Source organism: Mycolicibacterium helvum (genome assembly GCF_010731895.1).
Taxonomy (GTDB): domain Bacteria; phylum Actinomycetota; class Actinomycetes; order Mycobacteriales; family Mycobacteriaceae; genus Mycobacterium; species Mycobacterium helvum.
On sequence record NZ_AP022596.1, the window covers coordinates 5,350,198 to 5,373,594 of the forward strand.

22 protein-coding genes and 1 pseudogene are annotated in these 23,397 nt (G+C 63.7%); 13 read left to right on the forward strand and 10 right to left on the reverse strand.

Going from position 1 to position 23,397, the window contains the following annotated elements; all coding sequences use genetic code 11:
* Positions 1–12: 12 nt before the first annotated feature.
* Entirely contained in the window at positions 13–1,464 is a 1,452-nt protein-coding gene (locus tag G6N38_RS25115; protein WP_246227426.1) for an MFS transporter, read from the reverse strand.
* A 95-nt stretch (positions 1,465–1,559) separates the two neighbouring features.
* Between G6N38_RS25115 and G6N38_RS25120 the strand changes: the two genes are divergently transcribed.
* The 6 genes from G6N38_RS25120 to G6N38_RS25145 all read left to right on the forward strand — a co-directional run bounded on the left by G6N38_RS25120 (position 1,560) and on the right by G6N38_RS25145 (position 6,232).
* A complete protein-coding gene (locus G6N38_RS25120; RefSeq protein ID WP_163750751.1) occupies positions 1,560–2,372 on the forward strand; it encodes an acyl-CoA thioesterase domain-containing protein in 813 nt (270 codons plus the stop codon).
* A 375-nt stretch (positions 2,373–2,747) separates the two neighbouring features.
* Positions 2,748–3,596: a sulfurtransferase gene (locus tag G6N38_RS25125; protein ID WP_163750753.1), complete on the forward strand. Its 849-nt coding sequence runs from the start codon at positions 2,748–2,750 to the stop codon at positions 3,594–3,596.
* Between the two features lie 2 nt (positions 3,597–3,598).
* A complete protein-coding gene (locus tag G6N38_RS25130) occupies positions 3,599–3,835 on the forward strand; it encodes a hypothetical protein (protein ID WP_163752378.1) in 237 nt (78 codons plus the stop codon).
* The gene (locus G6N38_RS25135; RefSeq protein ID WP_246227429.1) at positions 3,832–4,599 is read left to right on the forward strand and encodes a potassium channel family protein; all 768 of its coding nucleotides are present in this window, start codon (positions 3,832–3,834) and stop codon (positions 4,597–4,599) included. Before G6N38_RS25130 ends, G6N38_RS25135 begins: the two co-directional genes overlap by 4 nt.
* On the forward strand, positions 4,596–5,792 hold the full coding sequence (locus G6N38_RS25140; RefSeq protein WP_163750755.1) for a thiolase family protein: 1,197 nt from the start codon (positions 4,596–4,598) through the stop codon (positions 5,790–5,792). The genes G6N38_RS25135 and G6N38_RS25140 overlap by 4 nt, the downstream gene beginning before the upstream one ends.
* Positions 5,789–6,232 (forward strand): Zn-ribbon domain-containing OB-fold protein, encoded by a 444-nt coding sequence (locus G6N38_RS25145; protein ID WP_163750757.1) that lies wholly within the window; start codon positions 5,789–5,791, stop codon positions 6,230–6,232. The genes G6N38_RS25140 and G6N38_RS25145 overlap by 4 nt, the downstream gene beginning before the upstream one ends.
* 38 nt (positions 6,233–6,270) lie before the next feature.
* Here G6N38_RS25145 and G6N38_RS25150 read toward each other — a convergent pair whose 3' ends face one another.
* Positions 6,271–6,456 (reverse strand): long chain fatty acid-CoA synthetase Faa4p, encoded by a 186-nt coding sequence (locus G6N38_RS25150; RefSeq protein ID WP_163750759.1) that lies wholly within the window; start codon positions 6,454–6,456, stop codon positions 6,271–6,273.
* A gap of 652 nt (positions 6,457–7,108) precedes the next feature.
* On the opposite strand from G6N38_RS25150, the gene G6N38_RS25155 reads away from it, so the two are divergent.
* The gene (locus tag G6N38_RS25155; RefSeq protein ID WP_163750761.1) at positions 7,109–7,654 is read left to right on the forward strand and encodes a hypothetical protein; all 546 of its coding nucleotides are present in this window, start codon (positions 7,109–7,111) and stop codon (positions 7,652–7,654) included.
* Positions 7,655–8,626: 972 nt separating this feature from the next.
* Here the strand turns inward: G6N38_RS25155 and G6N38_RS25165 are convergent.
* Together G6N38_RS25165 and G6N38_RS25170 are read right to left on the reverse strand one after the other, a co-directional pair.
* A complete protein-coding gene (locus tag G6N38_RS25165) occupies positions 8,627–9,055 on the reverse strand; it encodes a pyridoxamine 5'-phosphate oxidase family protein (RefSeq protein ID WP_163750762.1) in 429 nt (142 codons plus the stop codon).
* A 31-nt stretch (positions 9,056–9,086) separates the two neighbouring features.
* On the reverse strand, positions 9,087–9,923 hold the full coding sequence (locus G6N38_RS25170; protein WP_163750764.1) for an NAD(P)H-binding protein: 837 nt from the start codon (positions 9,921–9,923) through the stop codon (positions 9,087–9,089).
* An 80-nt stretch (positions 9,924–10,003) separates the two neighbouring features.
* Between G6N38_RS25170 and G6N38_RS25175 the strand changes: the two genes are divergently transcribed.
* Positions 10,004–10,966 carry an AraC family transcriptional regulator gene (locus G6N38_RS25175; protein WP_163750766.1) on the forward strand — a complete coding sequence of 321 codons (963 nt, stop codon included), beginning with the start codon at positions 10,004–10,006 and terminating at the stop codon, positions 10,964–10,966.
* A 254-nt stretch (positions 10,967–11,220) separates the two neighbouring features.
* On the opposite strand, the gene G6N38_RS25180 is transcribed toward G6N38_RS25175, so the two are convergent.
* Both G6N38_RS25180 and G6N38_RS25185 read right to left on the reverse strand, forming a co-directional pair.
* The gene (locus G6N38_RS25180; protein ID WP_170314184.1) at positions 11,221–12,399 is read right to left on the reverse strand and encodes a cytochrome P450; all 1,179 of its coding nucleotides are present in this window, start codon (positions 12,397–12,399) and stop codon (positions 11,221–11,223) included.
* The gene (locus G6N38_RS25185) at positions 12,386–13,804 is read right to left on the reverse strand and encodes an ABC1 kinase family protein (RefSeq protein ID WP_179968446.1); all 1,419 of its coding nucleotides are present in this window, start codon (positions 13,802–13,804) and stop codon (positions 12,386–12,388) included. Before G6N38_RS25185 ends, G6N38_RS25180 begins: the two co-directional genes overlap by 14 nt.
* A 73-nt stretch (positions 13,805–13,877) precedes the next feature.
* On the opposite strand from G6N38_RS25185, the gene G6N38_RS25190 reads away from it, so the two are divergent.
* Positions 13,878–14,477, forward strand: coding sequence for a TetR/AcrR family transcriptional regulator (locus G6N38_RS25190; RefSeq protein WP_163750768.1), 600 nt, complete (start codon positions 13,878–13,880; stop codon positions 14,475–14,477).
* A 170-nt stretch (positions 14,478–14,647) separates the two neighbouring features.
* On the opposite strand, the gene G6N38_RS25195 is transcribed toward G6N38_RS25190, so the two are convergent.
* The 3 genes and pseudogenes from G6N38_RS25195 to G6N38_RS31115 all read right to left on the reverse strand — a co-directional run.
* Positions 14,648–14,959, reverse strand: a complete 312-nt coding sequence (locus tag G6N38_RS25195) for a hypothetical protein (RefSeq protein WP_163750770.1) — start codon at positions 14,957–14,959, stop codon at positions 14,648–14,650.
* Positions 14,956–15,267 carry an AbrB/MazE/SpoVT family DNA-binding domain-containing protein gene (locus tag G6N38_RS25200; RefSeq protein WP_163750771.1) on the reverse strand — a complete coding sequence of 104 codons (312 nt, stop codon included), beginning with the start codon at positions 15,265–15,267 and terminating at the stop codon, positions 14,956–14,958. Before G6N38_RS25200 ends, G6N38_RS25195 begins: the two co-directional genes overlap by 4 nt.
* A 372-nt stretch (positions 15,268–15,639) precedes the next feature.
* Positions 15,640–16,455, reverse strand: a pseudogene (locus G6N38_RS31115) (phage integrase N-terminal SAM-like domain-containing protein); the annotation flags it as partial.
* A gap of 589 nt (positions 16,456–17,044) precedes the next feature.
* On the opposite strand from G6N38_RS31115, the gene G6N38_RS25215 reads away from it, so the two are divergent.
* Both G6N38_RS25215 and G6N38_RS25220 read left to right on the forward strand, forming a co-directional pair.
* Complete coding sequence (locus G6N38_RS25215; protein ID WP_246227432.1) at positions 17,045–17,866, forward strand: Mu transposase C-terminal domain-containing protein; 822 nt, start codon at positions 17,045–17,047, stop codon at positions 17,864–17,866.
* 63 nt (positions 17,867–17,929) lie between these two features.
* Entirely contained in the window at positions 17,930–18,505 is a 576-nt protein-coding gene (locus G6N38_RS25220; RefSeq protein ID WP_163750774.1) for a TetR/AcrR family transcriptional regulator, read from the forward strand.
* A gap of 1,072 nt (positions 18,506–19,577) precedes the next feature.
* Here the strand turns inward: G6N38_RS25220 and G6N38_RS25225 are convergent.
* Complete coding sequence (locus tag G6N38_RS25225) at positions 19,578–20,873, reverse strand: cytochrome P450 (protein WP_163750776.1); 1,296 nt, start codon at positions 20,871–20,873, stop codon at positions 19,578–19,580.
* Between the two features lie 526 nt (positions 20,874–21,399).
* Here G6N38_RS25225 and G6N38_RS25230 point away from each other — a divergent pair.
* The gene (locus G6N38_RS25230) at positions 21,400–22,356 is read left to right on the forward strand and encodes a hypothetical protein (RefSeq protein ID WP_163750778.1); all 957 of its coding nucleotides are present in this window, start codon (positions 21,400–21,402) and stop codon (positions 22,354–22,356) included.
* Positions 22,357–22,429: 73 nt separating this feature from the next.
* Entirely contained in the window at positions 22,430–23,383 is a 954-nt protein-coding gene (locus tag G6N38_RS25235; RefSeq protein ID WP_163750780.1) for a hypothetical protein, read from the forward strand.
* The last annotated feature ends 14 nt before the right edge of the window (positions 23,384–23,397 follow it).

Genomic DNA, 23,397 nt, shown 5'->3' on the forward strand with positions numbered 1-23,397 from the left:
GACGCCGACGGCTCAACCCCACTCGTGGTTCATCGCGCGCGACTCCGCGACGTCCTCGATCGAGGCAACAGGCCGCATCTGCGGCCGGGTGACGGCGATCAGCAGCATGGCGGCGCCCGCGGTGATCGCACCGAGCGCGAAGATGATGGTGAAGCTGCTTTCTGGGACGTGGCCGTGCTGTGACCGGCCGAGAAGGACTGCGACAATCGCCGCGGCGATCGAACTGCCGACGGTGCGTGCGATCGCGTTCATGCTGGTGGCGACACCGGTTTCGCCGGGCTGGACCTCGCGCACCACCAGCGCGGGCAGGGCGCCGTAGGCCAGGCTGATGTAGGCGTTGGCGAGCACACCGGCCGCGATCACCTGCCAGGGTTGGTCGTGCAGGGTGGCCAGTAGGACGAACCCGATGACTCCGGTGGCCGCGCCGACCACCAGCACCGTGCGTGCACCGAAGCGGTCGATGTAGCGACCGCTGGCCACTGCAGTGAGGAAGCCGGCGAGCGCGCCGGGCAGCAGGAAGACCACGCTGGCGCCGAGCACCGTCGCACCGAATCCGTAGCCACTGCCCGCCGGGGCCTGGACGAAGTCGGTCAGGCCGAGGAACGCGAAATACAGGCCCATCCCGACCAGGATGGTCGCGATGTTGGTCAGCAGAATCGGGCGGCGCGACAGCATTGCCGTCGACACCAGCGGTTGACGGCACCGACGCTCCCACCACCACCAGACGCCGAGCACGGCCACCCCGACGGCGATAGAGCCGACGGTGCGGGCCGAACCCCAACCCCAGCTGTGGCCCTGGGTGATCGCGAGCAGCACCGCGGACAGGCCCAGCGCGAGTCCGGCTGCACCGGCCCAGTCGACCGTGCCTTCGGTGCTGCGCGGCCTGCTCGGCAGGACCACTAGTGCGGCGATGATCACCAGCACGGTGAACACGGTGGTCAACCAGAACACCCGGTGATAGCCGGCGTCGCCGCGCATCAGCAGACCGGTGACGACCAGGCCCATGCCGCCGCCGAACCCGAGCGACCCGGAGAGCACGGCCATGGCCCGCATGAGCCGGTCGGCGGGCAACTCCTCGCGCAGGATGGACACCCCGATCGGGTAGAGGGCGTAGGACGCGCCCTGCAACACTCGCGCCGTGATCAGTAGCGGCAACGACGATGTCAGCGCCGCCAGCAGTGATCCGCCGAGCACGACGGCGAGGACGGCCAACAGCACTCGCTTCTTGCTGTAGAGGTCGGCCAGCCGACCGATCAGCGGGGTGGTGGCCGCGGCGGCCAGCAGGTTGGCGGTCACCGCCCAGCTGACGTCGACGGGGGAGGCGTGCAACTGGCGGGCGATGACCCCGAGTACCGGCACGACACCGGTCTGCAGGACCGCGACGGTCAGTGCGACGACGCTCAGGGCGGCGACCAGAAGCCCGGGGCGATGGTGGCCGATGCCGCGCGTCTCCAGTTCCGACACGTGGCCTCCGTCCTGATTGCCGGCACGGACTCGTTGATTATGTCGTCTAAGCATCCGGGCGCCGACACCGGGCTGCCCTATGCGAAGATGCCCGGATGGCCACCCGACCGGCGCATTTCATATCCGATCCCGACGGCATCTTCCATCCGACGGAGAACGCCCGAAGCCGCTGGGGCGCCGACATGCTCAACGGCCCGGCCGTGGTGGGCCTGGCGGCGTTCCATCTGGAACAGCGGTTCGGGGTGCCCGGGTTTCTGCCCGCTCGCCTCACAGTCGACCTGTTCAAGGCCGCCAAGCGGGTTCCGACGGTCGTCCAGTCACGACTGGTCCGTGACGGACATCGGGTGCGCAACAGCGAGTGTGACGTCATCCAGGGTGAGGTGATCGTCGCCCGCGCCACGCTGGTGCAGTACCGCCAGTCCGAAGCGCCGCCAGGCGAAGAGTGGGCGAGCGCGGCTTCGTTCACCCCACCGCCGAAGGCGGACCCACACGCGTACGTCATCGGCAGCGATGATGCCGGCTGGAGCCCTGGCGGGGGTGTCCACCAGAACACGTCACGAAAGCGCGTGTATCACAGTCCGATCGACGTGGTCTCCGGTCACGACATCACTCCGTTTGTGCGCAGTGTCATCGTCGCCGAGGCCACCAGCCTGGTCAGCAATATGGGCACCAAGGGCATCGGCTACATCAACGGCGACCTCACCGTTGCGCTCAGCCGGCTTCCGCAATCGGAAAGCATCGGTGTGCAAGGTGATTCGCACTGGGTATCGGACGGGATTTCGGTCGGCACGGGAACACTCTTCGATGATGCCGGCCCGTTCGGAACCGGCCTGGTCACCGCGATCGCCAACCCGGCCGCTCAGATTGACTTCAGCGCACCCGATGCGATGCCAGAGTTGAGCGTCTGAGTCAGATCAGGGCACGCAATTGGTCGTGCGGCAGCGCCGGGGGAGACGTCATCGGGCCACCCTACTGTCGGCCGGCGGCGGGCTCTACGCCAGAAAGACCACGGACGCTGGGAAAGATCTGCAACCTTCCCCAGCGCCGCCTGTCGCTCGCACCACACCCCCCAGTCGTGGTGCGAGCGACAGGCAATTCCGGCACCCCGACGGAATCCGTGTCTCGATTGTTGTTGATGCAAAACTATCGGCGCTGGGCTACCCGCGCACGCGTAGTGCACTACTTGATTTCAGCGTTCTAGCAGGTTGACTACCTGTCGCTACGCAGAGTCCGTGGCCGGGGCATGATCGTCAGTGGCCAGCCGAGAAGCGAACGGAGATCAGATGGCAGCGCGCGCGGATGTCTTGATAACAGCCGAGGCGCTGGTCAACCAGTTGGCAGCCGGTGAACCGGTGACGGTGCTGGACGTGCGCTGGACGCTGAGCGAACCGGACGGACACGAGCACTACCTGCACGGACATCTTCCCGGTGCGGTGTATGTGTCATTGGACGACGACCTGACCGACCACGGGGTGTCCGGCCGTGGTCGCCACCCACTGCCGTCGGGATCTGCGGTACAGGAAGCGGCGCGGCGCTGGGGCATTCGCAGCGGCGTTCCGGTGGTGGTTTACGACGACTGGAACCGGGCGGGGTCGGCCCGCGCCTGGTGGGTACTGACAGCGGCCGGGGTGCCCGATGTGCGGATCCTGGACGGCGGCTGGTCGGCGTGGCAGGCCGCCGGCGGCGCCGTCGAAGCAGGTCCGGTCGATCCGGTCCCCGGCGACGTCACCGTCTGCCACGAGGACCTCTACGCAGGGGCGTTGCCGACCCTGACGGCCGATGAACTCGACCGTGGGCCGCTGCTCGACGCCCGCGCGCCGGAACGGTTCCGCGGTGAGGTGGAGCCGGTCGACCCGGTCGCCGGCCACATACCTGGGGCGCGCAACGTGCCCAGCACGGTGCTGCTGGCTGGCGACGACACGTTCGTCGCCAGCGCCGTGGTGGATGAGCTGCTCAGCGAGCGCGGAATCGACGCTGCCGCCCCGATCGGGGTGTACTGCGGTTCGGGCATCACCGCGGCCGTCGCCGTCGCGGCGCTGACCGCGGCGGGCCACGAAGCTGCGCTGTTCCCCGGGTCCTGGTCGCAGTGGAGCTCGGATCCTGACCGGCCCGTCGCTCGAGGTGCGCAGTGACGATGGAGACGGTCCGGTTGTATCTGAAGATCCAGGCGATGAGCTTCTTGTTCGGCCTGGTCGGACCGATTTTTCTGGCCCTGTATTTCGCCGCCCAGCCCGACCCCACGTTGAGGTGGATGTACTACTGGGGGTTGGTGATCACCGCCATCGATGTGTTGGTGGCGCTGGGCCTCACCGATCAGACCCTGCGAGCCCATCAGGTCGCTCGAGAACAGCAGGAGGCCCGTTCATCGTGACGGTCGCACAGGAGTCGCCCGGCCGGACAGAAATCTCCGAGACGCGATTGCAGCGCTGGGAGACTCAAGCGGAGTGGCCATTAGCGGCATGCGCGGCGGTCTTTCTCGCACTCTTTTCCGTCAAGGTGCTGGCTCAACCTCAGGGCGCTAACAGGAACATCATCCACGGGATGTTGTTTGTGCTGTATCTGCCGTTTGTCATCGACTATGTCGCACGCCTGGTGCTGGCCGAACACCGTCTGCGATGGTTCGTTCGTCACCTGCTCGACCTACTGGTCGTCGTGTTGCCTTTGATGGGTCCACTGCTCCTGTTACGGCTGGTTGCGCTGGTAGGTGCGTTACAACGGGCGATCGGCGACGCGATCCGGGGCCGCGTCGCGGCATACACGGCGTTCAGTGCTGTGCTGTTGGTCTACGCAGCGTCGCTGGCGGTGCTGCAGGTGGAACGTCCGGCAACCGGTGCCAACATCACGAATTTCGGTGACGCTGTGTGGTGGGCGATCAGCACCATCACCACCGTCGGGTACGGCGACCTTTATCCGGTCACTGTGCTGGGAAGAAGCGTCGCCGCACTGCTGATGATTGGCGGGATCAGCATGGTTGGTGCGATCACCGCCACCATTGCGAGCTGGATCGTGCAGCGGGTCGCAGCCGAGGACACCGCTCAACAGGCCGCCACTGTGGCGCATATCGAAGGCCTGCAAGCTGAGGTGGCTCGCCTCGCCGAAATCATTGCTGGGCAAGCAAACCGTGGGGAGAGATGAACCGGGGACCGTTCGACGGCAAGGCCGTGATCACCGGTGCCGGCAAGTCCCAGGTCGGGCGGCGGCTCGGCCGAACCGGGCTGGAACTGACGCTGGAAGCGGTGCTCCGTGCGATCGAGGATGCTGGTCTGGCCGTGGACGACGTCGACGGCATCGCCAGCTACCCGGGTGCGGTCGTCGCCAACCCGGGCTTTTCCGGCGCCAACGTCACTGACGTGCGCACGGCGCTGGGGTTGCGCAGCCGCTGGTACATGTCCGGGCTGGAGACAGCGGGTCAGATCGGACCGGTGATCGAGGCGTGTATGGCCGTCACCCTCGGACTGGCCAACCATGTGGTGGTCTTCCGGTCGGTGTGGGAGTCGACGGCGGCACAACAGTCCGGTGGCGGCCATGCATCGGTGTTGCTCGGCGGGGGCGGGAAACTGCCGCCTCAGATGGAATGGACCGCCCCGTTCGGTGCGTTATCGGCTGCCAACTGGCTGGCGATGCCCGCGCAACGCTACATGCACGACTTCGGGCTCACCCGTGAGCAACTTGGTGCGATCGCGCTGACGGCACGGCGTAACGCGGGCCTCAATCCTGACGCGGTGTACCGCGACCCGATGACGATGGAGGACTATCTGAGCGCGCGGATGATCTCAGAACCGTTGTGTCTGTACGACTGTGACGTGCCCTGTGATGGGGCCACCGCCGTCGTCGTGTCCCGCCGGGATGCTGCCAACGGCTTGCCCCGTCACCCGCTGACGGTGGAATCCGTCGGCCCCGGGATGTTCGAAAGGCCAACCTGGGAACAGCGATTCGACCTCACCACGATGGCCGCACATGACTCGGCGGCCACCCTGTGGGAGAACACCGGGTTACGGCCGAATGACGTCGACATGGCCCAGCTTTACGACGGATTCAGTTTCCTGACAGTGATGTGGTTGGAGGCATTGGGATTCTGCGACCACGGCCGGGTTGGTGAGTTCATCGAGGCGGGGGAGCGGATCGCCCTCGATGGGCAACTGCCGCTGAATACCAGTGGCGGCCAACTGTCGGGCGGTCGCCTGCACGGGATGGGCTTTCTGCACGAGGCCTGCGTACAGCTGTGGGGTGAGGGTGGTGAGCGCCAGGCTCCTCGCACTCCCGAAGTCGTCGCGGTCGGCGTTGGCGGCGGTCCCGTCGCCGGCTCGATGTTGGTGAGCAGCCGATGAGTTATCAGCGACCGGGTTTGCGGCTGGCGCCCAGCCCGACACCCGAATCGGCGGCGTTCTGGACCGGTGGGCGCGACGGGGATTTGCTGATCGCTCGCTGTCACACGTGTGGGCATTTCTTTCACCCGCCCGGACCGGTCTGTTGGCGTTGCCGCAGCTTTGACGTGGCCCCCGAGAAGGTGTCCGGGAAGGCAACAGTCGCTGCGTTCACCGTCGACCGACAACCCTGGATCCCGGGTTTCGAGCCGCCCTACATCGTCGCGATCGTCGAAATTGCCGAGGATCCCGACGTCCGGCTGACCACCAATGTCGTGGACGTCGAACCAGAAGACATGCGTATCGGGCTCGAGGTGGAAGTGTTCTTCGAGGATTGGACGGGGTTATCCGGCGGGGAGGACACCCGCGTGTGGATTCCGTTGTTCCGGCCCGCAGCCCGTTGAGGGGCGGGGCTTAACTGTTGTAGGACAACGGGATTGGGTCAGTCGCGAACCCAGACGGAGATGTAGCCGATGGGGATGCCGGTGCGGGTGGCGATGCATTCGCGGGCGGCCAGTTCGACCTTGTCGCGCGAAGTCGCCTCAGCGGCGTCGTTGATCTCGGGAATCTGGATGACCCAGCGATTGGTGTCGAAGCGGATGTCGATCTCGAAACACTGACCGGCCATCGGCCGGAGCAGGGAATGGGTGCGAAGACCCCGTTGCGGACGGGTAGAGAAGCCGCGAGTTCTGTAATGAGTACGCATCTTCAGGCTTTCCGGAACGATTCTGGGCCGCGGCAAAACATACTCTTTAACGGTGCGGAATACAAAATCGCGGCAACCGAGCGCTGGCCGCCGAGATCGGTCGACTGGCCACCGCAGTTCGACTCCGCTCACGGTGGCGGTGGCGGTGGCGGTGACAACGACAAGCCTAAGGCGACGCCGGTCGTGACGCCCGGCAGTTGACCTCAGCAAACTGAACCCGCTGCCGGCACCCCGCGGCTAGGCTGCACCCTTACACATGCTCAAACGGGGGCGGGCAATGTCGGCAGCGAGGTTGGCGGGATACGTCGGGGGTTTGGCGGTCGCCCTCGGGGTCGGGCTTGCCATGGGTACGGCGAGCGCGCAGCCCGCGTCGGCCGCGCCAACCGGTGCGTCAGACAGTCCGAGCTCGCACAGCGGCGCGGCGAGCAGTGCGCGAGGGCCGAAAGCCACTGCGGCACGCCGGGCGCCGGCAGCCCGGGTGTCCCAGAACAGCGCGAAGCGATCAGTCGAGACTCCGCTTCGAGCAAGCGCCGTTGCTCAGACGGCTCGCACAGTGGGTCAGTCCAAACCGGCTGTGTCTTCGGCGGACTCGGCCCGCTACCCGCTGCGGGATCTGATCGTCACCTTCAAGAACACGCATTTGAGCGTGCCACTGCAGATGGTGTTTTTCGTCAAACAAGTTGCCGGCAATGCCACTTTCACCGAGAACTCGGTTTACGACCTCCACAATGTCGACCAGTACGACTGGAACAAGTTGACCGGCATCTCGTTCACGTTCTGGCGCCCTGACACCGATGCCATCATGGTCGCGTGGCGCTACAACGTCGACACTCAGATGTTCGAGATCGGGCCGTACTACAACCTCGATACGGCCAGGATCATGCCGACCGACGACGAGATCATCTCGGTACCGGTTGGTGAGAAGTTCACGTTCAACGTCGACTATCAAGGCATCACCCTGCAATACGGAGACTCGGTGGTGTACAAGCCGATTCCGGAAGGCCTACACCCGAATCAATTGTCCGCGTTCCGGATCAACAGCTGGTTCGGCGGGACGAGCCGGGCTCCCAGGACGATCTCGTACTACATGCAGTTGAAGCCGTGGTGGAAGACGTTGTGACGCTAGTTTCGCGAACTCGGGGGACAGATCGCGGGTTGCAAACCTAGCGAGTTGGCCATGGCGTACTGGTTCTGACACGCGTTCACGCCGGAGTCTGGTGGTGTGGTGGCACCCTGGGTTTCCGGGCAGGGGGTGGGTTGTAGGCCGATGGCGATCGGCATGGCGCTTTGGTTTTGGCAGGCGGTGGTCCCGGAGTCCGGTGGTGTGGTGGCACCCTGGGTTTCCGGGCAGGGGGTGGGTTGTAGGCCGACGGCGATCGGCATGGCGCTTTGGTTTTGGCAGGCGGTGCTTCCGGAGTCTGGTGGAGTGTTCGGGCCCTGGCTCGCCCGACAGGTGGTGGGGGGCAGACCAAGGGAGTTCGCCATGGCACTTTGGTTTTGGCAGGCGGTGATCCCGGAATCTGCCGGAGCGTTCCCGCCGGGACTGTCCTCCGACTGGTTTTTGTCCGGCGAGGTGGTCTCGTCCTGACTCGTATCCGGATTGGTCGCGGACGAGGAGTTCGGAGAGCCGGAGCCGTCCTGCTTGGCGCCCTGATCGTTGCTGGCGGAGTTATTCGTGCCCTGTTTGTTGTCGGCCTTCGGGGCGGTCGACGGGCAGGGCGGGGGGTTGTAACCACCACGCTGAAAACAACCGGCCACGGCAGTGCCGGTCGGCGGGACGGCATGGACAATTCCGAACCCCATCGTGGCGGTGACGACGATCAAGGCAACTGCGCACCGGCCCCAAACGCGCTGTCGCATCGATGGTGTGGGCAACTATTCAGATGTTGTTGATGCACTGGCACTCGCCGGCGCTCTCAAATCGCGCGCCGCCGAGTCGATCCTCGATCGGGCCGGAAAACATGCAACTGTTCCTTCCGCCGGGCTTACCCCTGGAAGGTAGCTGATCGTCTACGGAATTGCCGCGGTTGGAGCCAGGAGCCGAGATACTCCTCCGCGTGGGAGTGCAGCCCGATGTGTCAGACCCATCGGGTCAACTCGGGTAGCGACTCACTTTGGTCGGGTGGATGACAAACCGAACCCATTCTGCGGCAAGCATTTCGGCGAGCTCATCTGCCCGGTTCGGATCGTCGAGATCCCAGTAGCGGGCGGCGAGGCGGCCGGCCAGGTCGGTTGCTCCGTCAGGTTCGACCGTGGCGCGGCCGGTGACAGACACCCAGCGTTCGCGTTCACCCACCGGGGCGACGACGACGAGCGAGGCGCGGGGGTCGCGGCCCATGTGGCGCACCTTGAGCGAGTCCGGTCCGGTGAATAACTGGATCGTGGCCTCGGCAGTCGCCTCGAACCACACCGGACGGGGCTGTGCCGGGATGGGTCCCCCGGCCACGGACAGGAACCCGTGCAACGGGCGCTGGAGGAACTCGAGATCCTGTGTGGTCATTGAATTGGCGTCGTTGCTCATCGTGGTCCTTTCGGATGAGGAGATTGGGTGGTCATCGATGCCACGCTCCGGCCGCTGCAAGCCGCACGACATAGTCCTCAAAAGCACGAGGGGGCCGCCCCAGCAGCGAGGACACGCCGTCGGTCGTCGCAGCGAGCACCCCACGTTCCATCAGGAGGAACATGTCGGCGACGATGCGGGCGTCGTCTTCGCTCAACCCTTGCTCGACCGCTGTTGCGATGTACTCGGCAGAGGAGATCTGCTTGTAGGTGATGGGTAAGCCGGACGCCCGCGAGATCAGCTCGACGGCCTCACCGAAGGTAATCGCCCGCGGTCCGGTCAGCTCGTAGATGCGTCCGGCATGCCGGCCCGGCTCGGTCAGCACCACCGCCGCGGCGTCGGCGACGTCGTCGATGTCGATGAACGGCTCCGGGACGTCGCCGGCCGGCAGTGCCAGTTCGCCGGCGACGAGCGCGGCGTGGAACTCGCCTTCGTCGAAGTTCTGGTAGAAATTGGACGGCCGAAGAACGGTCCACTCTAGTGTCGAGCCACGCACGGCCTCCTCAGCGGAGCGCATGTCCAGCCCGAACCTGGCGTCACCCCAGGTATCGGAGCCGTGCCCGGACAGCAGAACTAGGCGTCGCACTCCGGCGGCCTCGGCCTGTGCGACGAACTCATGGACTCGACCGACCTCGTGGGGCGCCACCACGTAGACGGCGCCAACTCCCTGCAAGGCCGCGTCCCAGCCGCCGGGATCGGACCAGTCGAAGGGAGTCGGGCTGGATCGGGACGCAGCGCGTACGGCCGTGCCATGCAACCGCAAGCGGGCAACGATCCGCCGACCGGTCTTGCCGGAGGCGCCAAGGACGAGAACGGTGTCGTTTGTCATGCCCCCAGTGAACGGCACGAACCCAGAGCCTTCCATGGGTGATAAGCCGGATTACCTGTCCATTCGTCTAATCTCATGCAATGGCTGTGTTCGATGATCTGATTCGCGGGGTGCGGGCGCACGGCTCGTTGTTCGGCAGCTCCACCCTGTCGCCGCCCTGGGCGCTGCACTTCGTGGACGGGGCGCCGCTGACGCTGTGCACCGTCCTCGGCGGGTCGGGGTGGATCGTGCCGGAAGACGGTCCGCCCGAGGCGCTGCGCGACTACGACACCGTCGTCGTGAGGGGACCCGCGACGTTCACCTTCGTCGATGCGCTCGACACTTCGGCGGAGCCAATTGCGTGCGGGGAGAACTGCGCGACGCCCGAGCAGGGCGGTACTCGACACCGGCTCGGCTGGAACGACGGTGGCTCTAGCGACAGCGGCGCAACGACATTCATCGTCGGCGCCTACCCGGTGCGGGGCGAGATCAGCCGCCGGCTACTGGATGCACTGCCCGTCGTGTTACGCGTGGACGCCGGGGGAACGGGGGACCCCGTGCTGGATCACCTCGCCGCCGAAGTCGCCATCGACGCTCCTGGCCAGCAGGTGGTGCTGGACCGGCTGCTGGACTGGATGCTGGTGTGCACGCTGCGCGAGTGGTTCGACCGGCCCGGTGGAACGTCACCGGCCTGGTGGTCCGCCCAGCGGGATCCCGTGGTCGGCGACGCGCTGCGCCTCCTGCACGCCGACCCGGCGGCGCCGTGGACGGTGTCCTCACTGGCCGACCGCATCGGGGTGTCACGGTCTACGCTCGCCAAGCGGTTCACCGACCTCGTCGGTGAACCGCCGCTGACATACCTCACAGGATGGCGTATGACGCTTGCGGCGGACCGTCTGATCGGGCAGAAGTCGGCGACCATCGCCGAAGTTGCTCGGGCCGTTGGCTATTCGGATCCCTTTGGTTTCAGCGCAGCGTTCAAACGGGTCCGAGGCGTCAATCCCAGCGATTTTCGAGGAAATGCCACCCGCTCGGTGGACGAACCTTCCGGGACCGCGTCCTAGTCCATGAACTACAGGTTTCGCGACAATGTGGCAGAAGGGCAGTCCGCCTGCCTTACGTCACGGTGACGAATTGATACTGGGCCGCCTGTCGTCCCGGATTACTTCAACATTTCCCGGGTCGGGTGGCGTCCCGTTGTTGGCAGCTGCTATCTGGTAGTGGTGGTGACGCTCGGAGCAGGGTGCTGATGCTCGAATCATCGGCAGTGGCACCTCAATGCGTGTGACAGGTGTTGTCACCCTCGGGTTTGGGACCGTTAGGTGAAGATGGCGGGGGTTGTGAGGGGTCCGCGAATGGCGGGGGTGTCACGCCATGTTGGTTCACCGCAGAGGGTGAGTCGACGTGCCAGGACTTTTGGTAGCGAGGAGGTCATTTCGAGTCGGGCGAGTGCGGCGCCGAGGCAGTAGTGCGTACCGTGCCCGAAGGACAAGGATGCGGGTCCGTCACGATCGGGTTGGAGTTGGTCGGGCTGGGTGAAGACTGCTGGATCGCGGTTGGCGGCGGCAAGGACCACGAGGACGGGCTCGGTTGCGCGGATGGCGACGCCATCGACGATGTGATCGCAAGTGGCGGTGCGCCCGAGGGCCTGCACCGGACCGTCGAGCCGAAGCAGTTCGTTAAACAGCTGCCCGTCGATGGCGTCGACGGTGTCGACCAGCCGCACTCCGTCCGGGCCAGGCGTTAGTAGCCGAATTATAGAGGCGCCCAGTAGGTTCGCTGTGGTCTCATGGCCGGCAACGGCGATGATCACCGCCATGGTGACGACGTCGTCGAGTTCAAGATCTGGATCGGCACCGATAAAGCTGAGGAGGTCATCGCTGGGATGGGCGCGGCGGTCGGCCGCCAAGGGTAGTAGTTCGGTGAGCAGTGTGGCCAACGCTGCCGTTCCGTCCTCGACGACATCGGGGTCCACAAAATCGCCGAGCATTCTGCTGATAGCCGGGGATTCTTCCCGCAGCAGTCGCGCCGAGTCGACGTCCAACCCCAACCACGCCGCTGCGACCGCGATGGGCAGCGGCAACGCCACATCGCTCATAAAGTCGAACTCCACTCCGGCTGGAATGTGATCGATCGCTTCCGCGGCGATCGCCTCGATGCCTTCTGCCAGCCCGTTGATGAAGGTACGGGTGAAGACGTCACGGACTGCACCGCGTAGGCGGTGATGATCGCCACCGTCGGTGGTCAAGATGTTGCGGCGCAGAATGTCTGAGCCAATTGCGCGGACGGCGCGCGGCGCGTTCGGATTCGCCAGGGGGTTACTAGTCCAGCCGGGTTCGCCCAGGATCTGCTGGGCGGAGTGATAGCCAAGGATCAACCACGCACCGGCGTGGTCGTCCCAGACCACGTTGCCTTCGCGGCGGCGCTGCTCGTAGAAGGGGTAGGGGTCGGCGGGATCCCAGGGCAGTCTCCCGGTTGTGATGTCACGGGTGGTCATGATGGTCCAATGCAGAAGGTAGACCGCGCTCGTGTGCCCAGGCGTGGTGTTTCTTGCCGAGTTCGGTGACCGGTTCGGCTGTTCCATCGAAGTCCTCGACGATCGCCTGCACCGGCAGCGTGGCGTTGAGGCCGGCGCACACGCTGCTGACGGCCAGCTGGACGCGGGCGGCGAACACGTAGTCGTCAGGGGCGGTCATGCGGGCCACCGGATGGTCGGTGTCGCGGACGTCGAACAAGCTACGAACGACACGGTTTATCGATTCGGCGGTATAGGTCACGGGCTGCGGTGTCGTCGTCATGCTCTCGTAGAGAAGTTCAGACTGCCATTGATATAACTCTTCAGCGGTCAGGTCGGAGTCGGCGGTGAGGTAACCGGCCTGAACCATGATGTCGCGCATGTCCTCTTTGCGGCCTTCGGCGAGTGCGCGGTTCATGGCTACCTGTCGCCAGCGCTGGAGTTCGGGTAGGACCTTGACGCAGCCGAAGTCGACAAACCCCACGGTGCCGTCGGTGTTGAAGCGATAGTTACCGGGGTGTGGGTCGGCGTGCATCAGATTGGCGTGCCGGAAGCTTCCGTACGCGAATCGCAGAATGGTCTCGGCCCAGAGGTTTCTGAGATCCTGCTCGGCCTGTTGCGCAGCGCTCCAGTTCATCCCGTCGAGATAGGTCATCGTCAACACCCGATCGCCAGACATTTCGGTCACGACCTCGGGGACCCGGATGAACGGGTGTCCTCGATAGAGTTCGCTGAATGCGGTGATGGTGGCTGCCTCGTGCCGATAATCCACCTCTTCGGAGATTCGCGCCGCGGCTTCGCGGGCCACGCTCCGAACGTCCATCTTCATTCCCGATGCCGCCGCGGTGAAGCGCAGGAAGGTTGCTAGCAGCTCAGTGTTGGCCAGATCGTCACGGATGGCTCGAGCCACACCGGGGTACTGGATTTTGACGGCGACCTGACGACCGTCGTGCAGGACGGCGCGGTGCACCTGGCCGATCGATGCGGCTGCCATCGGCTGATCGGTGAAGTCGGCGAACTGCTCGACCGCAGAACCGAGTTCGGCATCGAGGACCTCACGAACCAGCATGGGGTGCATCGGCGGCGCATCGGCCTGCAGGCGGTTCATGGCTTTCTGGTAAGGCTCGAACCCGCCGGTACCCAGCGTGCGGGTGTCGAGCATCGACATGATCTGGCCGATCTTCATCAGGACACCGCGGGAGTGGCCGAGCAGTTCGGCGTAGCGCTCGGCGGTGCGTTCGTGAAACCGCTCGACAGCGCCTTCCTGGCCCGCTTTCTCCCGCAGGCCCGCGACGAGTCGCCCGCCAGCAGCCCGCGCGGTGAAACCCGCCAGCGGCATCGTGCGTCGAACCCGTCCCCGTGGAACGGCATCATCCTGGTGCGGCATTGCGTCCTCCGACCTTGCCTTCGGGAGTAAAGTACTCTCTTGTCAAAGGTAAGTGATCACTTGGGAGGGGTCAATGACAGCATCCGCGCCGACACGCGATCGGTTGGTCACCGAAGCGATGCGGCTGTTCAGCGCGAAAGGGTACGAAGCCACCAGCGTCTCCCAGATCGAAGCGGCCGCTGGATTAGCGGCGGGCTCGGGCGCCCTGTATCACCACTTCAAATCCAAGGAAGCGCTCCTGGCCGCCGGCATCGACCGACAACTGGACCGTCGCCGCGCCATGCATGACATCCGGGCACTATTCGCAGGTCTCGGAGACCTGCGAGCCGAGCTCACCGCGCTGGGCCGGTACCTGCTCACCGTCGTCGACGAGGAGATCGAGCTTCTGCAGATCGCCGCCCGCACACCGGCAGGCCGATCAATCCGCCTCGACACCGCCTACGCCGCGCTCGTCGACGGGCTCAACGCCGAACTGGCCGAATGGATCATCGCCTGGGCGCCGACGCTGCCGCAGCAAGACTGCACGACACTGGCTGCGGTGGGCGTGAACAGCATCCTCGGAACCCGTTTCGCGACCAGCCTTTTCCGCCAGGCCGAAGCACGCATACCCGACGATCGCTACCTCACGGAATGGACAGCACTGCTCGCCACCCGCATCGAAGCGCTTCCCTGACGTACGTGGCCAGTTCGCGCACTCGGCGGCGAACCTCCCTGCTGCGGCCGTGCTCCCAACGACCATCTGCTTGAGCTGGTGGGCCCACATGCGTTCGAAATTCGTCCAGTCCGTATCTCGTGATGTGCGGTTTCTTGAAGCTTGGCGGGTGCCCTGCCGTAGGGGAGGTGCTACGGATCCTTGAAGACGTCGTGGTCACCGACCCGACGCCAGCGGCACCGCAGCTGCTGGTCGACGGTGACGAGTTCGAAGGTGGCCCGGCCGTCGGGGCTCGCAAACGACCACGTCATCTCCAACACGCCTGGGGCGCCTTGGACGGATTTCACCCGCAGCGCTTTCGGCCAGACTGCTGCGGGATCGACTTCCAGTGCCGCGCACGCGGGTATGAACTTGGTCTTCAGTGCCTCTCGGAATGCCGCTTGATGTTCGGGTTTGAGCCGTTTGAAATCGGCGTCGAAGGCAGGGGTGGTTTCATACTTCATTGGCCGTCCGCGTGCGCGTCGAGCTGGCCGAGGTGTTCCAACAATGCGTCACCGTCGCGGTGGACCGAAACCTCACCCGCGGCGACATGGCTGTCCACCTCGCGCTCACGCTGCTGCCACCGTTCGGTCCAGAACCATCGCTGATCCGCCGGAATAGGTAATGCGGGCCTGAGTTCCAACACTCCGTCGCCGCGCTCGACGATTTCAACCTGTGCGCCTGGCTCATCGAGGTGCAGCCTGCGACGCACCTCGACCGGCAACGCCACAACTCCTCTGGACTGAACGGTCACATAACCACGGAACGTCATAAAACCATCTTCGCACAGATGCAGTATTACAGCAATTCAGAAAAACAGTTTTACTGGTACCGGCGCGTGCTTGAGAGGTGCGAGTTCGATCAGGGCTTGCGCTAGACCGCTCTCCCGACCCGGCATCAGATCGCCGCAGCTGACGCAGTCCACGTTTATGGTGACGCCACTGCAGCGCCGGCACGCGGGCCGGTTGTGGATGATGCCAGGAAGTACCCCTTGGTGCCCGCAAGCGCAGATGCCGGTGATGCGTTTGGCCGCCTGATAGCAAGTAACCACAGACCGATTCGTTGGGCTAGTTGGCGACCAGCTGGTAGTGGCGTCCGCATCGGTCGCAGGGGACCGGCCACCGCTGTGGGTCTTCAGGCTTCCGGCAGGGGAGCGGTCCGCGGTCGCGAATAGCTCCCGGCCCTCGGAGCACCAGTACTGCAAAAGGTCTACCACCCAAGGAAATTCGGGCGACGTCAGAACCGTCCGTCGGCGTGGCCCCGATCCCTTGGTGTCCTTGGCCCAGCGAACGGTCATCGCACCGAAGTTGCCATAGCGGGGAACGTGCGGGTTTGGTGCAAAGTCGGTCAGGTCGAGCATGACCAGTTCTCGTCGACGCAGTCCAAACGCGTAGCCGATCTTGAATGCCGTCGAGTCACGCAGCGCCGTTAGCCAACGTTCGGACACCTTACTGTGGGCGTCATCCACGACGTCGAACAGGTGCTGCAGTTCAGCCTTTGCAAATGCGCGGCGTCCCGGTGGAACCGCGTCGTCCGCGGTGTGCTGCGGCGTGTTCCATTCAAAGACGAACTACGACGGCACGTCACGGAATTGCTTCTCGCAGAAATCAACCCATCCATATCGACTGTCACTGACATAACTACAGAACATCGATATCGCGTTACTATACGAGCGCACCGTCGACAGAGCGATCGGTGTCGCCTGCGACCGTAGTTCAGCGAGGAATTGATCCACGTCGTTCGCTCGCCAGCGCCATGGGTACTCGTTGGTGAATTCGACGAATCGGGCGATCACACGGCACCGTGCTTTGATCGTGTCGATCTCGAGGCCACGAGCCAGCATCTGAGCTCGCCAGCCATCAAGCATTGCGTCGAAGACGGTCTCGTCTGCTCGCAGCAGCGAAACATCGTCGGCACGCAGAATCCGAGGGACGAAGCCCGGAAGCTCCTCAGCGGCCATCGCCGACTCCACCTGACAGTCGGCTCGACGACGTGATGCCGCCTGGGACGTTGACCGGGAAGTCGAACGGAGAATGCGCAATGTCTCAGCGGGACATAGTAATTCGTCACTGTGACGTTTTGGCGGGTTGTCGGCGGATGAGAGGCAGCCCGGTGCGGACTTTCCAGGCGGGCTTGAGTGAACTGGCATCGGGATCTCGTCACCTAACAATGAAATCGTTCATTAAGTAGTGATTGAAATCTACGTAGAGCTGGAGCAAACGGGGTGCCGTTGTATGGAACGGGAGGGGTCAAGCGTGTCAGCTGCACCGACGTTGTCATCACGCAGAGGTGCGAGTCCTTGCACCTAATGCAACCCGCATTGGGTTTTTGCCGATAAGCCACATTATGTCAAGTTAAGTACTGCATATTCCATCAGATGAATCACGCAGCATTTGTGTGACTCTCACCTGCCGTGCCGGTGCGGATCATCGAAAAGACCTGGACACCAGGAATTCACGGTTGCGGCGGAAGACCCCGAAGAATCCCGTAAGCCCGACGAAGATGCCAGTTAGCCCACCCAATATTTGGCTGGCTATACCGGGGCAAACGTGGTGCGGCGCGGTCGCGACCCCACCAGCGAAGCGTTGTGGACGCTGGCAGATGTGCAAAATCTGCTCGATATCTGGATCGCCACGGTCTGGCAGAACCGCCCGCACAAGGGGCTACGGCATCCGGCGATGCCCCGCAGGGATCTCACCCCCAACGAGGCCTTCGCCGCGCTGTCCGCGGTCGCTCCACAAGCCAATCTCGCCCTGACCGCCGAGGACTACATCGAACTTTTGCCGGTCGCCTACCGGTCGATCCAGCCCTATGGCATCAATTTCGCTGACCTGCACTACGACGCACCCGAACTCTACGAGTACCGCAACACCGCCAGTGGGCTGCCCGGGCCGGCTGCCGGCCGCTGGGAAATCCGTTACGACCCCCACCGCATCAACACGATCTTCGTTCGCGACCATCGTCGTGGCCGATGGATCCACGCTGATTGGACACTGGCCAAACACGCTCTAGCACCGTTCTCACTCGAGATCCTGCACGCCGCGAAACAGGCTGTCGCCCAACGCGGCGCACCTAACACGGCCGCAGAATACCTGGCTGAAATCACCCGAATCCAAACCGGACTACGCCGAACCGCACGCGAACAACGCCTCCACAACCGCACCACTCAAACACCCTCGGCCCTCCCCACGGCGGGCGCGCCGACCGTTGCCCCGCGGTGGCCGCGTCGACGAGGACTGACCGATGGCCGTGCCCGACACCTTGGCTGCCTGGCGGACTTTCGTGGCCCACCACCCCGTTCAGCCATCCACCCTCACCCCACGCCCTGTTGCTACCCAACATTTTCCGCCGATACCACTCGAGCGTTGTGAGGATCCCGTGAAAGTACGGCAGGCGTAGGTTTCACTGCCTCGAGTTTGGGAACCCACAACCAGGTGGACCGGGACGCGATTGTTGACGCAGCACTGGAACTCTTCGTCAGCCGGGGGTATCAGGCGACAACGTTCGGCGACATCGCATTGGCAAGTGGTGTCGAATCCGATCTGCTGGCCGCAGCGTTTCCGGACCACGTGTGCTTCATCTTCGCTGTCGCGGATGCCATGTTCGCCGCCGTCTTCGAAGAACTGGCCAAGGCCCCACAGGCGGAAGACCTCGTGGAAGTCCTGCGGGCCGCTCACCTCAGCGTGGTTGGTCGGATCGTCGCAGGTGAGGGACCTGTACCGCTAATGCGAATGTACCTCATGGGAAGGGTCCTCGCGACCAATACCGCTGTGGCGCAGGCTGTCTCGGTTCATCGCAAACGAGTGCTCACGTGCGGCATGGCTGATCAACGCGGCGTCGGCCACGACGATCCCCAGATAGTGAGGGCTGTGATGGTGTGGTCGGCGATCATGGCATGCACCCATGCGGCAGGAATCCACGACGGAGTGGCACCCGACCACTTCGCGACGGACCTCACGGAACGGCGGCTGGACCGGAATTGCAACCTAGTCCGTCGAGGCTGGCCATGACGGACTCGCTAGTGCGAGCATCCAGCTCAAGGGCTAGGCGGTACCCGGCGACACGAGGGATCCGTGCCACTGACTTCGTTGGGATCCCGGAAACCCCCACCGCGAGTGGCGAACACGGTCAACACCGGCACGCTCGTTGGCAAGGCCTCGAGCGGCAAGACGAGCGAGGGGACGCCCGAGAAGATCAGCAGGGCTTTGCCGATTAAAGCCGCGGTTGAACAGTAGCGGCGCAGCCCGGCAGCGTAATCGCAAATCCCCACGCCCTGCTGCGGACCATATCTTGACCTCTGCGACAACTCGGCGACCCACAGCACTCGCCAGACCGGAAATGACAACTTCACTGAGACGAACGGGACCACGATTGTCTCAGTCAACTTGGCATCTTCGCAGCTGGCGGATGACAACAAGACTGAGACCGGACATCGCCTGTTGTGTCCTGTCTCAATGAAGTTGTCATCTTTCGCAGTGAATTTGTCCTTTAACGGAGTCACTGCGCGTGGTGGTGAAGATGCGGAACTTGGCGGGCGCCGGCCTGGCCGTCTCGGGACATGCAGTGATGGCATCCATCGATGACCCAAAGACCAAGGGGCGCAATGCACGGACAGCTGTCGCAATCGATGTGCAGGCGGCCGCACATGGAGCACGCCACTGAAAGCTCGTCGAAAAGCTCGGCCATGTCGCGGCCTCCCTTAGCATCTGTTCATTTCGTGATGCGGTGTCTCTGCCGACTCTGGTGACCATACGTCTGGGTGAGGGCCCGCGGCATGAGTAGTGCAGTACTCGATTACCACACTGCGGGGTCCGGATGCCGTCGCACGGTTTGCGGTCCGCCCCGGTGACGGTAGTTGGCTCGGTACCAAGTTGTCGTGGAATGTGGCTGGCACGTTTTCGCGATCGATCGGTCGCCATTACGGAAATGACAACTCCACTGAGACAAACGAGGCCACGGTCTTCTCAGTGAACTTGGCATTTCTGCAGTTGACGGGTGACAACAAGACTGAGACCGGATATTCCTCCTCTCTTCAGTGGGTGCCCATAACCGTCGCTGTAGGCAGTTGTCAGTGGTTCGTCTTCATTCCAAGATCACTGTGGTGCCGCGACCAGGCACATGTGTGATCGAACGGCGATGTACCGGCTCGGGCTCGCGTCGGTCGGGACGTAGCTGGTTACTTGCGAACAATGCAGCCAGCACGATTCGCATCTCAAACTCCGCGAAGGTCGCCCCGAGGCAGCGGCGCACACCTCCGCCGAACGGAATCCACGTGTAGGTGCCCGCGTGATGGCCGAGGAATCGCTCAGGTCGAAATTGTTCAGGGTCGGGGTAGATTTCAGGTCGCCGATGCATGAGGTAGATCGACGGCACGACGGCCACCCCGGCGGGCAACGGCACCCCGCCGATCACCATCGGCTCTTTGAGCCGTCTGCCTACCAGCGAGACCACTGGTCGCAGTCGAAGTGACTCCTTTACGACGGCGGCAATGTACTCATGGGCATCGGCGCGTGCTGCCTCGACAAGTCGCGACTGGATGTCAGGGTGTCGGATGATCCGTTCGACCGCCCAGGCCAGCCCCGATGCCGTCGTTTCGTGACCGGCCAACAGCAGCGTGATGAGTTCATCGCGCACCTCGCGGTCACTCATCGGATCACCATCGGCGTGCTTCGCCTTTAGCAGCATCGAGAGCACGTCGGTGCGCTCATCAAGGTCGTCTACCTGCCGCCGCGCGGCGATCTCTTCATAGAGAAGTCGATCTACTTCTCTGAGAACTCTGTGGGTGAGCGCGGTCCTCATCTGTTCAGGGCCGACCACCAACATCATCATTTGACCGAAGACGTTCATGGAGAGGGCAAGCATGCGTCGCAGCGCGGCCCGCAGCCGATCTACGCGTTCCCCGTGCTGGAGTCCAAACACGACGCGCAGGATGACTTCCAGTGTCAACTTCTGCATCTGAGGGAGCAGTCTCACCGGTTCACCACGCGGCCACCGAGCGATCTCCGCCTCGGCAATGTCCCTGATTGTGTTCGCGTAGCTTTGCAAGTGGCTGCCGCGAAACGCGGGCATCAGCAGGCGGCGCTGCTCCCTGTGGGCGTCACCATCGAGCAGCATTACCGAGTTCGGCCCGACCACCGGCAACAGCACGCGGTTGGCTTCACCCGCGTGCAACAGTTCGGGAGATGCGGTGAATACCTCCCTGACCACCTCGGGATGGGAAACCATCACGATGGCTCCCAAGCCCACGAGCTTCATGGTGAACATGTCGCCGTGTTGGGCAGCGCAACGTGTCATGAAGTCCCACGGTCGCGCTATCCACGCCGCAGTCTGAACAGCGATGGGAAGTCGCGGGCCGGCTGGCAGCGTTTCGACAGTCATCAGTCCCCCACAAAGCCGCTCGGCAACATCAATTCGCCTCAGGACTCTAGGTGTTGGGCCTGCCAGTCATACCCGCAATGCTGAAGAAAAGTAAGCCGTCAATGTTTGGGAGCCGGCAAAGATGTGTGTCGACCTCAGGAGCGAGTAACGAGCAGCGCGCTAATTGATGGCAACAATCCAGGCAAGACATATCCCCTGTCCCCACAGCCGCGGAGCCGAAACTGACGGCCCCGGGCTCACATTCGCGCCACAGCGTCCCGCGTGTGGCCGGCCTACCAGGTGGAGAGCCGTCAGCGACACGGACAATAGCGATAGAAATTATCTATGCGGTCAATTTTGCCGGCGCGGTTTTGAACGAAAAGGCCCACACGGTCCAACGAACGCCGGGTGGAGTGATCGTTCGATTCGAACCACCCATAACCACCGGCCCGGGATAAGTCAGGTTATCGAGTGGTCGACTACGCGTGCGCCGCTATGTCGGCGCTGTCTAAGCTCCCGCCGCGGAAGGGGAAATCGGCGGGCATCGGTGAGGAGCGGCGTCATCTCGGCATTTGACGAACTGCAATACGCCGGGCATCTCGGTCAAGAATGCCTTGCTCTCGTCCAAAAGCTTCTGCGGGAGGAACTGCGAAAATTCCTCGCACTGGCGAACTTGGAGTTCGAGGATGTCGTGCAAGACTTCCTCGTTGACCGCATCAAGCCACTCACGGCATCGTTGCTCAGCCAGGCGACAGGTGACGACTCTCTTGCGAAACTGTTGCGAATGTCGATCAGGAATTGGCTGATTGACCGCGCACGGGAGACAGGTGTGGGGCATATTCGTCGCACCGTCGAGAAAGTGCTCAGCGCGGCAACAGATTTCGAACGTGTACCAGATGACGAGGTCGGTGCTGGACGATGGCGAATGGCGGGCACCGAGGCTCAACCATGGGTGGGCCGCGTCGGTGACCTTACCGCTGCGGCCTGGAGCGTGCGCGACGTTCGAATACCGAAGTGGTCCAGCACTACGCGACGTGCACCTCTCGCCGACCGCGAATCGCTAGTTGCGATCATTCGTTCGGTATTGACGAGTGCTGAGGGCAGCGTGGAGATCGCGCACTTAGTAGCTGTATTCGCCAATCGGTTCGCGGCCGCGCTGGACCCACGTTTCGCTTCGATCGATGACGACGATAATCCGATTGACGTTGAGAGCGTGACGCCCGACCCCGAAGAGAGCCTCCTCGCCGAGGAGCTCGCGTTGGACGTCGCCACCGCCGCAGCCGAAATCGCCAGCCGGCTTACGGACACCGAACGCGAGATCGTACCGATTCTCCACGACAGCAGGGCGATTCGGCTGAAACTCGGCAAGGGCCGTACACAGTGCGCTGCCTTCGGAGCCAGACTGAAGGCTAAGATTCGCGAACTTGCGGGTACCACTGACGATGCCGAGGAGATTGTCCGGGAGGTGGTGGCGCTATGCGGAGGCGTATCCAATGCCGGATGATCCGAGAGATGAGTCGTCAGACTCCACCACAGGGGAACACTCAGGCCCTTCGCGTGCGGAATGGAGGAGACAGTTGAGCAAGCGTGCGCGCGATTACCTCGAACTGGCGCGACGCGCGGCAGCCCCACAACTGTCTCCTACGAGACGCCGCGCCCGATTCGGTGACACCCGCGATCATCCGATAGAGGCGGGGCAGATCTGGCGAGCGTCGTGGGATGAAGTCAGCATGCTGGTGGTGGTTCGCGACATTGACCACACAGAACTGAAGGTCATCCCGCTGACCATAGACCCGCCGGCCGAGGATTCGGATTGTGTTGTGCTAGAGGCGAAATTGACGGCCTTCGATACCGAAGTCTCACTCTGGGCGGGGCTAGCCTCCACTCTGCCGTTGCGAGTGCTCGACGAAATCATCGATCAGCTGCCAAATGAGACCTCCGAATGGTTGTTCACTGCCGATCTGGCGAAGCCACCTCGCGGTGTGCGCCGTGGCCGGGCTCCTACAAACCCGTTCGAGCCTTCGATTGAAATCAGGGCCATGATTGATGACGACCTCACCACACTGCGATCGAGCCCGGCACTGCCCGTTGCGACCGATGAAGACAGCCGACCCGTCCCGTCATTGGCTTCATTGCTCGGCAAAAACGTCGATCTGGCGGCACTCGTCGCTGCGCTCTCGCCGCTCGGCTTAGACCAGCCGGCGGTCATGAGTCTTCTTCGCGGCAAGCGACCGGTTTCCCCGGAGATCGCTGATGCTGTCGCGACTGTCACCTGCATCGAGCCGGCGCAAGTCGCTGCAGCCGTCCAGCCGCTGCCTGCCCGGTTTGTCGAAGAAGTCGACCATCCGCGCTGGCGCCAAGTCTGGCGCGAACGCGCCGAACGCACTGGCAGCCGCGAAGAGGAAGCGCGCTTGGCAGCCAGCTACGAGATGTTCGCTCGCGCTGCACGCCAGACCGGCGCCCCGGAACCCGACTGGCATGCACGCTTGGCGCAGTTCCGAGTGGTCGAAGGACCTTTAGGGGCTTCGTGATGCTCGGCAGGTAC

Bases quoted from the DNA above. Each gene is read 5' to 3' on its own strand.
- G6N38_RS25120 (WP_163750751.1), top strand. From the start codon at position 1,560: ATGGCCACCCGACCGGCGCATTTCATATCCGATCCCGACGGCATCTTC.
- G6N38_RS25125 (WP_163750753.1), top strand. From the start codon at position 2,748: ATGGCAGCGCGCGCGGATGTCTTGATAACAGCCGAGGCGCTGGTCAAC.
- G6N38_RS25130 (WP_163752378.1), top strand. From the start codon at position 3,599: ATGGAGACGGTCCGGTTGTATCTGAAGATCCAGGCGATGAGCTTCTTG.
- G6N38_RS25140 (WP_163750755.1), top strand. From the start codon at position 4,596: ATGAACCGGGGACCGTTCGACGGCAAGGCCGTGATCACCGGTGCCGGC.
- G6N38_RS25145 (WP_163750757.1), top strand. From the start codon at position 5,789: ATGAGTTATCAGCGACCGGGTTTGCGGCTGGCGCCCAGCCCGACACCC.
- G6N38_RS25150 (WP_163750759.1), bottom strand. From the start codon at position 6,456: ATGGCCGGTCAGTGTTTCGAGATCGACATCCGCTTCGACACCAATCGC.
- G6N38_RS25165 (WP_163750762.1), bottom strand. From the start codon at position 9,055: ATGAGCAACGACGCCAATTCAATGACCACACAGGATCTCGAGTTCCTC.
- G6N38_RS25170 (WP_163750764.1), bottom strand. From the start codon at position 9,923: ATGACAAACGACACCGTTCTCGTCCTTGGCGCCTCCGGCAAGACCGGT.
- G6N38_RS25175 (WP_163750766.1), top strand. From the start codon at position 10,004: ATGGCTGTGTTCGATGATCTGATTCGCGGGGTGCGGGCGCACGGCTCG.
- G6N38_RS25180 (WP_170314184.1), bottom strand. From the start codon at position 12,399: ATGACCACCCGTGACATCACAACCGGGAGACTGCCCTGGGATCCCGCC.
- G6N38_RS25185 (WP_179968446.1), bottom strand. From the start codon at position 13,804: ATGCCGCACCAGGATGATGCCGTTCCACGGGGACGGGTTCGACGCACG.
- G6N38_RS25190 (WP_163750768.1), top strand. From the start codon at position 13,878: ATGACAGCATCCGCGCCGACACGCGATCGGTTGGTCACCGAAGCGATG.
- G6N38_RS25195 (WP_163750770.1), bottom strand. From the start codon at position 14,959: ATGAAGTATGAAACCACCCCTGCCTTCGACGCCGATTTCAAACGGCTC.
- G6N38_RS25200 (WP_163750771.1), bottom strand. From the start codon at position 15,267: ATGACGTTCCGTGGTTATGTGACCGTTCAGTCCAGAGGAGTTGTGGCG.
- G6N38_RS25225 (WP_163750776.1), bottom strand. From the start codon at position 20,873: ATGACTGTCGAAACGCTGCCAGCCGGCCCGCGACTTCCCATCGCTGTT.